The 13393-nt window shown below is 40.8% G+C and carries 16 protein-coding genes and 2 riboswitches; of the genes, 2 read left to right on the plus strand and 14 right to left on the minus strand.

Features of this window, described 5'->3' with window-relative positions:
- Positions 1–51: 51 nt before the first annotated feature.
- Positions 52–140, minus strand: a riboswitch (cyclic di-GMP riboswitch).
- A gap of 455 nt (positions 141–595) precedes the next feature.
- The 11 genes from EUBREC_RS14900 to EUBREC_RS14955 form a co-directional block, all read right to left on the minus strand.
- Complete coding sequence (locus EUBREC_RS14900) at positions 596–781, minus strand: hypothetical protein (RefSeq protein ID WP_012744078.1); 186 nt, start codon at positions 779–781, stop codon at positions 596–598.
- A complete protein-coding gene (locus EUBREC_RS14905; RefSeq protein WP_012744079.1) occupies positions 774–1283 on the minus strand; it encodes an ankyrin repeat domain-containing protein in 510 nt (169 codons plus the stop codon). Before EUBREC_RS14905 ends, EUBREC_RS14900 begins: the two co-directional genes overlap by 8 nt.
- Before the next feature lie 11 nt (positions 1284–1294).
- The gene (locus EUBREC_RS18400) at positions 1295–1447 is read right to left on the minus strand and encodes a GH-E family nuclease (protein ID WP_369123760.1); all 153 of its coding nucleotides are present in this window, start codon (positions 1445–1447) and stop codon (positions 1295–1297) included.
- Positions 1407–1931: a hypothetical protein gene (locus EUBREC_RS16735; protein ID WP_012744081.1), complete on the minus strand. Its 525-nt coding sequence runs from the start codon at positions 1929–1931 to the stop codon at positions 1407–1409. The genes EUBREC_RS18400 and EUBREC_RS16735 overlap by 41 nt, the downstream gene beginning before the upstream one ends.
- A gap of 15 nt (positions 1932–1946) precedes the next feature.
- Complete coding sequence (locus EUBREC_RS14920) at positions 1947–2189, minus strand: hypothetical protein (protein ID WP_012744082.1); 243 nt, start codon at positions 2187–2189, stop codon at positions 1947–1949.
- Positions 2190–2481: 292 nt separating this feature from the next.
- On the minus strand, positions 2482–2769 hold the full coding sequence (locus EUBREC_RS14925) for a hypothetical protein (RefSeq protein WP_012744083.1): 288 nt from the start codon (positions 2767–2769) through the stop codon (positions 2482–2484).
- Positions 2770–2781: 12 nt separating this feature from the next.
- Positions 2782–4584, minus strand: a complete 1803-nt coding sequence (locus EUBREC_RS17150) for a T7SS effector LXG polymorphic toxin (RefSeq protein ID WP_306718530.1) — start codon at positions 4582–4584, stop codon at positions 2782–2784.
- Positions 4585–4599: 15 nt separating this feature from the next.
- Positions 4600–4899, minus strand: coding sequence for a hypothetical protein (locus tag EUBREC_RS14935; protein ID WP_012741734.1), 300 nt, complete (start codon positions 4897–4899; stop codon positions 4600–4602).
- A gap of 25 nt (positions 4900–4924) precedes the next feature.
- Complete coding sequence (locus EUBREC_RS14940) at positions 4925–5368, minus strand: DUF5082 domain-containing protein (protein WP_012744085.1); 444 nt, start codon at positions 5366–5368, stop codon at positions 4925–4927.
- A 1-nt stretch (position 5369) separates the two neighbouring features.
- Positions 5370–5696 carry a DUF4176 domain-containing protein gene (locus tag EUBREC_RS14945; protein WP_012741732.1) on the minus strand — a complete coding sequence of 109 codons (327 nt, stop codon included), beginning with the start codon at positions 5694–5696 and terminating at the stop codon, positions 5370–5372.
- A 71-nt stretch (positions 5697–5767) separates the two neighbouring features.
- Positions 5768–5856, minus strand: a riboswitch (cyclic di-GMP riboswitch).
- 679 nt (positions 5857–6535) lie between these two features.
- Positions 6536–6943, minus strand: a complete 408-nt coding sequence (locus tag EUBREC_RS14955; RefSeq protein ID WP_012744088.1) for a hypothetical protein — start codon at positions 6941–6943, stop codon at positions 6536–6538.
- A gap of 164 nt (positions 6944–7107) precedes the next feature.
- Between EUBREC_RS14955 and EUBREC_RS14960 the strand changes: the two genes are divergently transcribed.
- Both EUBREC_RS14960 and hcp read left to right on the plus strand, forming a co-directional pair.
- On the plus strand, positions 7108–8406 hold the full coding sequence (locus EUBREC_RS14960; RefSeq protein WP_012744089.1) for an MATE family efflux transporter: 1299 nt from the start codon (positions 7108–7110) through the stop codon (positions 8404–8406).
- Positions 8407–8513: 107 nt separating this feature from the next.
- Positions 8514–10100 carry a hydroxylamine reductase gene (gene hcp, locus EUBREC_RS14965; RefSeq protein WP_022293545.1) on the plus strand — a complete coding sequence of 529 codons (1587 nt, stop codon included), beginning with the start codon at positions 8514–8516 and terminating at the stop codon, positions 10098–10100.
- Positions 10101–10228: 128 nt separating this feature from the next.
- Here hcp and aguB read toward each other — a convergent pair whose 3' ends face one another.
- The 3 genes from aguB to nspC are packed head-to-tail and all read right to left on the minus strand — an operon-like array spanning position 10229 to position 13384.
- Positions 10229–11101, minus strand: a complete 873-nt coding sequence (aguB, locus tag EUBREC_RS14970) for an N-carbamoylputrescine amidase (RefSeq protein ID WP_022293546.1) — start codon at positions 11099–11101, stop codon at positions 10229–10231.
- 29 nt (positions 11102–11130) lie between these two features.
- Positions 11131–12261, minus strand: coding sequence for an agmatine deiminase (aguA, locus tag EUBREC_RS14975; RefSeq protein ID WP_012744092.1), 1131 nt, complete (start codon positions 12259–12261; stop codon positions 11131–11133).
- Complete coding sequence (nspC, locus tag EUBREC_RS14980) at positions 12233–13384, minus strand: carboxynorspermidine decarboxylase (protein ID WP_022293547.1); 1152 nt, start codon at positions 13382–13384, stop codon at positions 12233–12235. The genes aguA and nspC overlap by 29 nt, the downstream gene beginning before the upstream one ends.
- Between the last annotated feature and the right edge of the window lie 9 nt (positions 13385–13393).

Here is a 13393-nt window from a genome sequence, read left to right on the forward strand (position 1 = left end):
AATAAACTTTTCATACATACAAAAAGGCTGCAGCAACTGGTATTAACCAGTTGTTGCAGCCGAACTGTCATTACTACATGTAACTGTTTTAGACTCTGGCTTTGCGACCTTACGTTTCCATAAGTGTGCCCTTATGGTTAATAATTTTATTGAATTTGCACATTTTTGTCAATATATTTTCTTTATTCATACAGATGTAATATAGCAATAAAATTGTTAGTAGCCTGTCTGTGAACGTCATAATTCATCTTGAAGTGAAACTTAATTGCAAACAAATCTTGAAAAACACTTGTCTTCCTATGTTTTCAAGATACATTCTGGTAGTTCTGTGCTATAAAAATGAGTAAAACGATATCCTTCTCATACCACCACAATATGAAGAAATTTAATATAAAACCTCGTACTGAAATAATAAATGCAAGGTCGGATGCTTCTTACATAAAATCAGATACTATAAGGTTTTCTATCACCTATAAAAACATCAGTTCTGTGGAGCAGCTATAATTCTCCATTAGCAGAAATGCCGATACTGTATGGCTCTCCACCATAATCTGAAAACTTTGTCCGACACTTTTGTCTGAGTACAACGATTTCATTATACTGAAATGCATCTCTTAAAATTACCAGTATACTGAAGAAAATCTGTAAATAGATTTCCGCTTTTTAGACCAATTTTTGTATCTGAAATACCGCTTATAAGACTGATTTTGATAAAAAAGCACTTACCGTTTATAACAATACTTCCACCAGCATCGGGTATAAAAGTTACTACTTCACTCATACTTTTTCATCCTCTCCAACAAACTTGCTCTATACGGCATTTGCTCCGCAATTTCCAATGGTGTTTTTCCCCATGCATTCTTGTGATTAACCAAAATACTGTTCTGTGCAAACCAAATTTGATATAATGGTTCAAGTTCCTCATCTGTATATTTTAAGTTAATCAAATACTGTAAGGGTACTCTTTCCTTCTCATCTAATTGATTAATGTTTACTCCCTTATCAATTAATTTTTTGCACAACTCTGCTGTCTGTTTTATATTGTGCTTTGTTCTTGACAGTAGAATATGCAACAGATTTTCGCCACACTCATTTATCACATTAACTTCAGCACCTTTATTGAGTAAAAAATCTGTTATTAAATAACGACTTTCTGTATCATTATTGGATAATGAATAAAATAATAATGATTTACCTTTATATACTTTTTTCTCGTCACCTTCATTATAGCAGGAAATAAACTCATCATACTTTTTCATTTTTGCTACTAAACTTATATCCATTGCTTTCTCCTTTATTCATACTTATGACTACGATTATTACTTGGCAATTCTAGTCTATAGTTGGCAGGGTCATTATACCAATCCACAAATTCTTTTGTTGTCAATTCACCATTCATATATGCTTCATGCATTTCTGAATATTTTGCTTCTGGAATGTGTCCCATATCCCATACCCCATACCCCTTTTCTAGATTCTCCTGGTGTCCAATTAATAACCTCACCTGTATTTGGATCTCTAACCAATCCATCAGGACCTTTAGCATTCTCCCATACTTCTTCAACAACACCTTTTCTAAATGAAGGTCTACTGTTAGTATATGGTTTTGTATCAGCCTTACTACCACTCTGGTATCGGAAACGGTTCGCTACTCTTTCCTCACAGCTTATGGTATTACCAAACGCATCATACTCATAATGATTGAGTACTCTGTCCGAGACTTTGTCCTGTGCGGCTGCTCCGTTCTCCTTATCCTCGCCTCTGATGATACGGCTCACGCTGCCCTGCTCATCGCATACATAATGGTAATACGTCTTGGCATTCTCGCTGTCGGAGCTGATCAGTCCCAGTCCACGGATATAGCGGATGATGTTGCCGCTGTAGTCCTTCTCTGCTACGACTTCCCTGTTTTCATTATAGAGGAACTGCACTAACCTGCCATTCTACTATTTTAATGGAACATGAACATTTCTAATAACCTTGAGTTCATTTCCCCCTACATTTGACGTCCCCGAAAATTCAAAATAAACATAGGCTGTATTGGGAATCAATTCCATATCTGCCAAAGTAATCTGATTCAATTTCTCTGAATGTCTTGTTCCATCGAAATTTCTCCATTCAGTCAGATTATTTGCACCATTTGTATTTGTTTTCGGATTTAGCAATAAATCATCTGATATTCTTCCCATGGATTAATATGCTCGTAAAGAATTATCCGCATTCTGAATAAGAATTTGAAATTGTCACAAGAAAACACATTGTCTTCACAACACTAAATGCTATGAAAACAATATGTTCTAAGTCTTTGAAGAAGTAATATTCCGTTTTTATTTCGGATGTCCTTAAGTGCACCCAGATGCAAATTTCGCCCTAAGTTCTTTAAACTAATCTCCATGGATTTTATCAGCTTCGGTAAGAGCCATTCCGATAAATTTAAAGGCCCAAAATTTTTGTGGTGGTTGTCCTTATGTGCAGACATAATTAAAATGATTGACACTCATTACAATAATAATTGTCTGCATCTGTTACTAACTGCCAAAAAGTATCATCGGCACAAAGCTCATCATAATCTGAAACACCCCTAATAAGTCCCATCACAGCACCATTTGAATTTCTTATTGTTCTATTTTGAATAGCAATAATTAATTCATTTACATATTCCTTATACTGTTTCAAATATTCCATTGTAGCATTACTTTCTAAGCACATAGTATCAATATATGCATTTATAGCAGTCAACTTTCCTTCTAATATATCATATTTATTCATATTTCCTTCTTTCTATGGTAACGGTCTTGTATCTAAAACCCAGCCATCATCAAATTTCTCAAATAATATCTGTAGTCCCCCACCAGGTCTTGATTCTATTGCTCCAACTTGTTCCTTTGCAGTTCCAATTGCATATTTAATTTTTGTTCCTGCTGGTATTTTAGCAATAGACACATTATCTCTTGCTCCCCAGTTACTCAATAACGCCATTTGATTCATGTAGTCATCTACTGTACTAATTCTATTTGCTGCATCAAAAGTAGTCCAGTATTTCAAACTTCTTCCACTACCAACTTCAGCATTAGAATGAAATTGAACTAAATACAAATCTTCTTTAATAACGTTTTTTATCTCATATCCAGCATTAAAGTTAGCTAATTCACCATCAAATTGTTTAGAATAATCCCATACTTTACCTGATGAACTACCACTCTCAACAACCTTCCCAACATCTTCCGCTGCACTCTCGGCTCCCTTGGCTGCTCCCTCGAGCCCTTTTCCAGCTTCCTCGGTTACTCCATCAATCCCTTTTGGGGCTTTCGCCAGCTTGTTCGCCTCTGCTTCAATTCCATTCAGCCCCTTTGCTGTCACTCCACTCGCAACCATACCGGCAACCATTCCTGCTGTATCATTTCCTGTCACATCTGTGGTTATCTTCTGCGCACCGGCTCCGGCTCCCATTGAGATGCCTTCTTTGGCGACTATTGTTGCTGTGCTTTTGAATGTCAGATTTCCCGCTGTGGATGCCTGTCCGATTGGAATCATTGCGGATGCCGCAAATGCAAAGGCATTTTCTGTCAGATAATATGCGTCCTCGTTTCCCTGAAACAGGTCATCCTTTATGCCGTTTACTGCCGTGCTGTCAATGTCACCTGTGCTTCCATAATAAATATCCTGAGTGCCCTCTATGGCATCTGCAGCTCCGAATACTGCTGTTCCGCTTCCTACTGCTACTGCAACGTCAGCTACTATTGGTATTGCAGCACCTCCTGTCAGCACTATGCATGCTACACCCGTCGCAATTAGTACTGCTCCTCCAACCGTCCTCCAGATTCCCTGTGTCTTTCTCTTTTCGGCTTCATCCTTTATCTTCTGTTCTGTCTCATAGATTTCATCGTATGCTTCTTTATTCTTCTCATGCAGGTCTCCAAATATTTTAATGCCCGTGTTCAGGGTACCTGCATCTTTACCTGTGATAAAACTGCCTGTTTCATAGCTCTCAATCGCACCCTGGCTAAGGCCTATTTTTGAAAGACATGACTGCAGATTTTCCAGAAGCAGCTCTACTGAATTTTCAAGCCGTACCACATTTTCTCTCTCGTAGCTGTTTACATTTGAGACAAGCTTTATAAGGTCGCTGTCCATCTGCTCATGGATATCAAATACTCCGTTACTGTCCGGCATGCCCACATCAGATATGTCCGATACTTCTGAAAGTGCACTTCTTATTTTGCCCGTATACTCATCAGTATCCTCATAGTTTGATGCCAGTTTTTTCCTGAATTCCTGTATTGCTTCTTCATCCAGTTTGAAGTTCGTCGAGCTATCAATGGCACGGTATCCATCCTTGTATGCTGCCATATTGTCAAGCAGTGTCTGTGCAGTTACTTTAATGCCTGACAGGATTGTTATATGTGCTTCACCAAGATAACTCTTTACTGCGTCTCCGGTTTTTCCTGTAAATACTGCATTTTCCGTAAACATACTGATTCTTTCTATGCAGTTATCAATATTTTCAATTAGATTTTCAATTTTTCGCTTATATTCCCAGAACAGATCGCTGAGATCCGTATAATTTATCTGAAACCCTTCCATTTTCATCTCCTAGTTTTATGGTATCACAGCTGTATCTGATAGTCCAATACCATTTTTAATATAATCTCCCTGTTTTCTGTCATTTTCATTTATTGCATTTATTATCAGGTCTATTTTTGCCAGATCATTATTTAAAGTATCTCTGTAATCTTTCACAAAGGCTTTCAGCTGCCTGTATTCTTCCTGAAATTTGTCCATTGCTTCAGATCTGCTTTTGATTTCTGTCTCTGCCGCTGTGAGACTTACGGAATCAGAAGCTGTTTTTATACCGGCAGTCATAAAAGATACCTGCATATTATCAAGGCTGATTTCCATCTTTGTATTTCTCCTCTCACTTTTATTAATTGAAAAAATTCTGTATTTTCGTGCACAGATCATCCCATGCGTTAACAAGTCCTGAAAGCACACCATATTTTTCATTCACTTTTTCTTTTAGTGTATTTATTTCCCAGTTGATGGCATCCTCCGCTGCATCTATATTTGACACATATCCGTCATAAGCTGTATATAAATTTCCGCTCTCACATGAATCATAACATTCCTGTGCATTGCTGCCTGTCCACATGCACTGATAAAGGTCTGAATTTATCATATTCCTCTGGTTATGCTTGATATCATCAATAGCCTCCTTGGCATCATCCAGCTTCCTGTATGCCGCCTTCAGCCTCTCTATTTTCTCATCAAGCACATCTATCTCTGACTGGCACTGTTCCTGCTGTTTTTTATTGTCAGCTTTCTTTTTCTTCAGTTTATTGTATTCTTTTCTGTCATTCTTTTTTGCCATATCAGTTCACCATGCTTCTTTTGAGTTTTCTTACATCTGCGCGCTCTATTTCTGTTTTCTCCATGGCATTAAAGATGTTGTCACACATCATTATCTCATCATCATCTACATACCCTTCAAACACAACCCTGCTGATATCTGTATGCTGAAAATACATAAGCCTGTCACCATTCATTCCCTCAGGATATGGGCAGGCAGCATAATCAAAGAACTGTTTACAGCCATTTATATTTACCTGCAGTGCTCTTGCAACAATCACAAATTTTTTTATGCCACCGCTTACTACTACAATGCTCCCAAGTGGCAGAAAATCAAATTTTTCATTCATATCTTTTCACCTCATACTTCAATAAACTTTTCATACATACAAAAAGGCTGCAGCAACCGGTATTCACCGGTTGTTGCAGCCGAACTGTCATTACTACATGTAACTGTTTTAGACTCTGGCTTTGCGACCCTATGTTTCCATAAGTGTGCCTTTATGGTTAATAATTTTATTGAATTTGCACATTTTTGTCAATATATTTTTCTGGATAAAATGTTAAATTGTCAACTGCAGCACCATTTTTGCCGCAAGTGCCAGCATCCATGCCTTGGCATTCGCAAAGCCTTCTGAAGTATTGCTAAACTCGAATGCCCCATTACTTAATTCTCTTCATCTGACATCGATTGCCCTAATATAATGAGTTTCACTGCCTATATCGCATCCTGCTATAAGCATGTCATCCGTAATGAAGGAGAGTTTATCATTCTTAGCAAACTTACCATTTGTTTCCAAGTCTCGCCAGGTATAGGATCTCAGTTCTTTTTTAATCACCTCTATTTTCCTGATCAATTCTTCTTTTGACAGAAGCTTTATTGCCTGATTTTCTACATTTACTTGCTTTTTTGTTCTTCTTGCTTTAAGCCAACTTATCTCTCGTAGCCTAGCCTTATATGTGATTTCTGTTCGTCGTACCAGAGATTTGCTTACAGCTTCCTTCAGATTCTACCTCACGGTAGACACCCTTGCTGTTCGGCTATACACTTCCCACTATCTAGGAGTGTTCGGGATTTGCACCCGTTAGAGCGCGCCCATGGCGCGCAAACTTAAAAATCCGCTATACTCACCTATCGTATAGCGGATTAATAAAACATTATTCAATTTTCATCTTATTTTTTATTGCTCTAAGCTATTGTGCCATTTGCAATGTCGTTCTTTGCAAATAAATATGTAATAACCGGCATAAGAATGGCTGAAATAATTGCTTTGACAATATTACCAACACCAAGCTGTGCTGTAACGGCATATGTAACCATACTTACAATGAATCCCAGGGCTGCAAATGCAAAAATAAGCACCAAACCAATCTTTTTGTGTGCGAAAAGCAAAATACCGATAGAAACAGTTATGACAATCTGTAGTATAACGCCAATGAAACTCAGTACGACATATATCGAACCTAATCCTAAAGCAGCTCCTACGACTGAAGCACCCAGTGCAACGACAATACCGCCAATTGCTGCAAGAACATTCACCACGAAAATAATCCATAACCATACGGTTAAACCTGTTGAAAGCTTATTGTTTTCCATAATTATCCTCCTTTAGTAATCCCAATTTTATTTCAACATGTTCATTATAATGTACTTGAAAAATATTTCAATAGTCAAAAGGTCTCATTTTGAAACTTTTTACATCCGGGCTAATCAAAAATATCATTGATTTAAATGACAGATGCATTTACAATATAGCTATTATGAAAAAATTATTTGTAAAATATGTCTCACAAAACATACTCGGCATGGTGGGTATGTCATTATATATACTTGCCGACACCTTCTTTATATCAAAGGCGGTCGGCTCAAACGGTATCACCGCGCTCAATCTGGTGCTGCCTGTATACAATTTGATTTTTGCCATAGGCGCAATGATCGGAGTCGGCTCCGCTATCAGATATGTCGTAGAGAAAAATAAGGGCGACACATCCAGCGAGAGCTACTTTTTTCATGCCCTGCTGTGGTGTATTATAATAAGCGTTATATTCATATTGATTGGTATTTTCATCCCGGACAGGCTCGTAGGGCTGCTCGGCGGAGATTCGGCAATTATAAATACCGGTAAAAACTATACACGTATTTTCATGCTTTTTACACCGTTTTTCATGTGCAACTATGTGTGCAACGCTTTCGTAAGAAATGATGGCGCACCATCCATTGCCATGTGTGCCACACTTTTCAGCAGCCTTTTTAATATTGTTTTTGATTACATACTCATGTTCCCGCTTGGACTTGGTATGGAGGGAGCCGCTTTAGCTACCGCTATTTCACCGATTATAGGCATCATGATATGCTGTATTCATTTCTGCTCAGACAAATGCTCCGTAAAGCTTAAGCCGACGGTTCCATCTGTCAAGAGACTCTTTTACTCCTGCCAGGTTGGTGTTTCTTCCTTTGTTGCTGAAATATCATCAGGTGTCATAACTATTGTCTTCAATATGATTATCCTGAGGCTTGCAGGAAATATCGGCGTGGCAGCATACGGTGTGGTTGCCAATACGTCACTGGTCGCTGTAGCTTTGTTCAACGGAATAGCACAGGGTTCACAGCCTCTTATCAGCGACTATTACGGCAAAGGACTTAGAAAAAATGTAGGTTCGATACTCAGGATGGCTGTCGTTTCATCTCTCTTAATTGCTGCACTGCTCATTTTGTTCATATGCACCTTTGCACCTTTTGTGACATCTGTTTTCAACAGCGAGCACGATGCCAGGCTTGCTTCGTATGCCGAGAGCGGACTGCGCCTTTACTTTACAGGCTTTATTTTTGCCGGAATCAATATAGTAGGTTCTGCTATCCTAAGTGCCGTTGAGTCCGTAAAATATGCGTTCGCGGCATCTATCATGCGTGGTTTTATCGCTATAAGCATTTTCGCATTCGCACTTTCAGCCGCTTTCGGCATGACAGGTGTGTGGCTTGCTTTTCCGGCAGCTGAATTTGTGACTATGTTTATTATTGTTAAGGGATTAAGAAAAAACTATTCTAATTATAATAGATAAATTTTTTTCAAAAGCATTCGTTATGTTGGAAATCAAACATACAAGTTGTTTTTATAACGCTATTATTCTATCAGAAACATAAAAAACTACTGATGGAGGAAAAAAATATGTTTTGTTTTCAATGTGAACAAACGGCCGGATGCACCGGCTGTACCGGAAATACAGGTGTCTGCGGAAAAAAGGCAGATACTGCACAGCTACAGGATGAATTGACAGGCGCACTGATTGGTCTGGCGAGAGCTGTCGATGACACATCAGCTGTTTCAAAAAAGACCTGGCAGACCATTATCGAGGGCTTATTTACCACAATTACAAATGTAAGCTTTGATAATGCAGCAATTGAAGATATGATACAAAAGGTCAGAGCAGAAAAAGACTCTCTGGTTGGCGACTGTAATAAATGTCAGTCTCCTTGTGGACGAACTGACGAATATGATATGCAACAGCTATGGAATGCTGATGAAGATATCCGTTCCCTGAAGTCACTTATTCTCTTTGGTATTCGCGGAATGGCTGCATATGCCTATCATGCATATGTCCTGAATTTTGAAGATCCCGAGGTAAATCAGTTTTTCTGTGAAGCCTTGTTCAGGATTGGTTACGCAGAAAGTATGGATGAGCTGCTTCAAACAGTTCTCAAGGTAGGTGAAATCAATCTAAAGTGCATGGCACTTCTAGACAAGGCAAATACACAAACCTATGGAACACCGGAGCCAACAGATGTTACGCTTACGGTGGAAAAGGGACCTTTTATCGTAGTAACCGGACACGATTTAAAGGACCTGCAGCTTTTGCTTGAACAGACAAATGGAAAGGGAATCAATATCTACACTCATGGTGAAATGCTCCCTGCCCATGCATATCCACTCTTAAAGAAATTCCCTCACTTGAAAGGAAATTTCGGAACAGCATGGCAGAATCAGCAAAAAGAATTTGATCATATTCCTGCTCCTATTCTCTACACCACAAATTGTCTGATGCCTCCAAAAAGCAGCTACATCGACAGAGTGTTCACAACAGAAGTGGTTGCCTTCCCGGGTACTGTTCATATCGATGAACAGAAGGATTTCACTCCTGTTATTGAAAAAGCACTTGAGCTCGGTGGTTACAAGGAGGATCAGACCTTCACAGGCATAAATGGCGGCACACAGGTAACAACCGGTTTTGGTCATTCAGCAATCCTGTCCCATGCGGATACGGTAATAGAGGCCGTAAAATCAGGAGCTATCCGTCATTTCTTCCTGGTTGCCGGCTGTGATGGTGCCAAACCGGGCAGAAATTACTATACAGAATTTGTAAAACAGACGCCTTCTGACAGTATCGTCCTGACTCTGGCATGTGGAAAATTTCGTTTCAACGATCTAAATCTCGGAGAAATTGGTGGTCTTCCGCGACTGATGGATATGGGACAGTGTAATGACGCTTATGGCGCGATACAGGTTGCAATAGCACTTGCGGATGCATTTGGATGTTCAGTAAACGAGCTTCCGCTTTCCTTTGTACTCTCCTGGTATGAACAGAAAGCAGTCTGCATCCTCTTAACACTGTTACATCTTGGTATAAAAAATATCCGTCTCGGTCCTTCTCTACCGGCGTTCCTTTCTCCTAACATTCTGAACTTTCTGGTAGAAAACTATGGGATTGCACCTATTACCACACCGGAGGAAGACATCAAAGTGCTGTTGAAACAATAATATGTATTTTTTCCGATGTTCTAATACACTAATATGGAACTATAAAAAACACAGGATATAGCGCCTTTGCTGTATCCTGTGTTTTAAATTAACTTTAAATTAATTTGCAATCATTAGGGTAATCTAAGCTAATTCTCCCCATACATCTCCGGACGCCTGTCCCTGAACAGCCCCCAGCTCTTTCTCTCACTCTCCAGCTCATCCAAATCAAAACTGTGGAGTATGAAGCCCTCCGATACTCTGTCCATCTGCTCAACAACCTCTCCGGTTGCGTCTGTGATAAACGAAGAACCATAAAATGTCAGTGCAGAGCTCTGGTTTCCGTTTTCTGCACACGGTACAACCTCCTCTGTGCCTATCCTGTTTGCCGCCACTACCGGCATCAGATTGCAGGCTGCATGTCCGGTCATACACCTTCTCCAGTGTGGCATGCTGTCACATTCCAGTATCGGCTCGCTGCCTATGGCTGTAGGGTAAAAAAGTATCTCCGCGCCCTTTAAAGCCATGCCTCTTGCCGTTTCCGGGAACCACTGATCCCAGCATATGCCGACTCCAATTGTTGCATATCTTGTCTTAAAAGCTTTAAAGCCTGTATTTCCCGGTGTGAAGTAAAACTTCTCCTGATAATAATGATCGTCCGGGATATGTGTCTTTCGGTATATTCCAAGCACCTCTCCATCGGCATCTATCACCGCCACTGAGTTGAAAAGCTGTCTGCCCTCTCCCGCCTCATAAAAGCTCACAGGAATCACTACGCCAAGCTCCTTTGCAAGTGCCTTCATGCTCTGCACCGCATCATTTTCAGAAAGCGGCTTTGCATAGTCATAATAATCGTAGCGCCTCTCCTGACAGAAATACTGTCTCTCAAATAGCTCCGAAGGAAGTATTATCTGTGCTCCTGCCTCTGCCGCAGCCCTTATAAGCTTTGCTGCTTTTTCAATATTTTCTTTTACGTCACGGCTGCAGCTCATCTGGATTGCAGCAATTGTAACCTCTCTCATACTATTCACCTTTCTCATCCTGAATTAAATTACTGCGGTATCTGCTGTGTGATACAGTGTATATTTCCCCCGCCGACAATTATGTCGCGCGCATATATCGGATACACTTTTCTTCCCTCAAAAAGGCTTCCGATTGCCTTAAGCGCAGGCTCATCCATCACATCACCAAACTGTGGAATGAGCACACCGCCGTTTGTGATGTAAAAATTCACATAGCTTGCCGCTAAGCGTTCTCCTGCCTCGCGCTCATCCTCACCCTCCTCAAAGGTGAAGCCCGAAAGCTCATATTCTGTGATACACACCGGATTCTTTGGAATGTAAACCTTGTGAACCTCAATTTTTCTACCCCTTGCATCAGTTTCATTTTCCAATATTTCAAGGTCCGCTGAGGACATCTGATACTGTGGGTCATCCATGTCATCAGTCCACGCAAGCACCACATGCCCCGGGCTTGTAAATGCACATACGTTGTCGACATGCTCGTTGGTTTCATCATTGTATATTCCATAAGGAATCCAGATAATTTTTTCGGCACCGAGATAATCCTTTAATTTCTGTTCTATTTCAGACTTCGATAATTCCGGATTTCTGCCCTTGCTTAGCAGACAGCTTTCCGTCACTATCACAGTTTTCTCTCCGTCTGTGTGGATGGCTCCACCCTCTAAGACAAACGGATGCGCATCATACATGTCGTATCCGGCTTTGTTGCAAAATAAAGCCGCTACTCTGTCATCCTTTGTCCAGTCTGCATACAGTCCGTCCACCTTGCCGCCCCAGGCATTAAAGCACCAGTCGATTCCCCTGACAGCGCCATCCTCATTTTTCACGAAGGTCGGCCCCACATCTCTGGCCCAGGCATCATCTGACTCCATTTGTATATATTTCACCGGGAAATTTTCCTGATAATTTTTCTGCTTTCTTACAGCTTCCACAACAGACCTTGCATTGTCTATCACATCTGCCTCAGCGAGCACATATGCCTGCTCAGACTCTGCTATTGCACATATCACCTCCGCAAAAGCCTCTCTTGCCCGCCTGGCACCGTAAATCCATGAGCCCGGGCGCTTTGGCCAGATAATGATGGTACCCTTGTGGGGAGCATACTCTGCCGGCATATAAAAGCCGTCTGCTCTAGGACAGCCTGCATTTAAAATCTTCATATTCGAATCTCCTGATAACCTTACAATCGTTATTTTCATCCATTACTGCAATGTCCGGAAGCGGCATGCCGTTAAAGGTATTATTTTTGACCATCGAGTAGATTGCCATATCGCAAAAGCACAGCCTGTCGCCGGTTTTTATCTCTCTGTCAAATGAATAATCCCCTATCACATCACCTGCCAGACAGGTACATGAGGACAATCTGTAGGTATACTTCTTCTCACCCGGCTCGCCACTGTCCATAAGCGGCGGACGGTACGGCATCTCAAGCACATCCGGCATATGGCAGGCTGCGGAGGTATCCAGAATGAGTATCTTTATGCCATTGTTTTCAACTATATCAAGCACCGTTGTCTCCAGATATCCTGCATCAAGCGCAACCGCCTCTCCCGGCTCCAGATAGATTTCCAGGTCGTATTTGTCACGCATATGCATAATGCATTTTTCAAGCCTCTCAATGTCATAATCTGCCCTTGTGATGTGGTGTCCGCCTCCCATATTGAGCCACTTAAGTCCATACAGTAAATCTCCGAATTTCTCCTCTACCGCTGCAAGAGTCGTTTCAAGCGCATCCGAATCCTGTTCACAGAGCGTGTGAAAATGAAAGCCCTCTATACGTGATAAATCAAGCCCGTTTTTAATAGCCTTATCGAGTGCCTCTCTCGTTATCCCAAGCCTTGAGCCCGGCGCACATGGGTCATATATCTCATGCCCCTCCTGTGTGGAGCACTCAGGGTTTATTCTGAGCCCGACACTTATTTTTTTATCAGCCTTTTCTATTTTATCCCTGTGAAGCAGATACTGCGATACGGAATTAAATACAATATGGTCACATATTTCTACCAGCTCATCCATCTCCTGCGGCAAAAAAGCGGGACAGAATACATGGTTTTCCTTTCCCATTTCTTCATGTGCAAGGCGGGCCTCAAAAAGCCCGCTTGCAGTTGTCCCGCTTAGATATCTGCCGATAAGAGGATATTCATAAAATGCGCTGAATGCCTTCTGTGCCAGAAGAATCCTTGCACCTGTCCTTTGCATGACACCGTTTAATATCAAAAGATTTTCAGTTAATTTTCCCTCGTCTATCACATAACAGGGAGTTCTTAATTCATTTATCTTCATACCGGCCTC

The sequence above is a fragment of the Agathobacter rectalis ATCC 33656 genome (assembly GCF_000020605.1).
In the GTDB taxonomy this organism is placed as follows: Bacteria; Bacillota; Clostridia; order Lachnospirales; family Lachnospiraceae; genus Roseburia; species Roseburia rectalis.

Excerpts from the sequence above, each read along its gene's own strand:
- EUBREC_RS18400 (WP_369123760.1), bottom strand. The coding sequence starts at position 1,447 with ATGGGACACATTCCAGAAGCAAAATATTCAGAAATGCATGAAGCATAT.
- hcp (WP_022293545.1), top strand. The coding sequence starts at position 8,514 with ATGTTTTGTTTTCAATGTGAACAAACGGCCGGATGCACCGGCTGTACC.
- aguB (WP_022293546.1), bottom strand. The coding sequence starts at position 11,101 with ATGAGAGAGGTTACAATTGCTGCAATCCAGATGAGCTGCAGCCGTGAC.
- EUBREC_RS14920 (WP_012744082.1), bottom strand. The coding sequence starts at position 2,189 with ATGGGAAGAATATCAGATGATTTATTGCTAAATCCGAAAACAAATACA.
- EUBREC_RS14955 (WP_012744088.1), bottom strand. The coding sequence starts at position 6,943 with ATGGAAAACAATAAGCTTTCAACAGGTTTAACCGTATGGTTATGGATT.
- EUBREC_RS14960 (WP_012744089.1), top strand. The coding sequence starts at position 7,108 with ATGAAAAAATTATTTGTAAAATATGTCTCACAAAACATACTCGGCATG.
- EUBREC_RS14900 (WP_012744078.1), bottom strand. The coding sequence starts at position 781 with ATGAGTGAAGTAGTAACTTTTATACCCGATGCTGGTGGAAGTATTGTT.
- EUBREC_RS14925 (WP_012744083.1), bottom strand. The coding sequence starts at position 2,769 with ATGAATAAATATGATATATTAGAAGGAAAGTTGACTGCTATAAATGCA.
- EUBREC_RS14940 (WP_012744085.1), bottom strand. The coding sequence starts at position 5,368 with ATGGCAAAAAAGAATGACAGAAAAGAATACAATAAACTGAAGAAAAAG.
- EUBREC_RS17150 (WP_306718530.1), bottom strand. The coding sequence starts at position 4,584 with ATGGAAGGGTTTCAGATAAATTATACGGATCTCAGCGATCTGTTCTGG.
- nspC (WP_022293547.1), bottom strand. The coding sequence starts at position 13,384 with ATGAAGATAAATGAATTAAGAACTCCCTGTTATGTGATAGACGAGGGA.
- EUBREC_RS14945 (WP_012741732.1), bottom strand. The coding sequence starts at position 5,696 with ATGAATGAAAAATTTGATTTTCTGCCACTTGGGAGCATTGTAGTAGTA.
- aguA (WP_012744092.1), bottom strand. The coding sequence starts at position 12,261 with ATGAAGATTTTAAATGCAGGCTGTCCTAGAGCAGACGGCTTTTATATG.
- EUBREC_RS14905 (WP_012744079.1), bottom strand. The coding sequence starts at position 1,283 with ATGGATATAAGTTTAGTAGCAAAAATGAAAAAGTATGATGAGTTTATT.
- EUBREC_RS14935 (WP_012741734.1), bottom strand. The coding sequence starts at position 4,899 with ATGGAAATCAGCCTTGATAATATGCAGGTATCTTTTATGACTGCCGGT.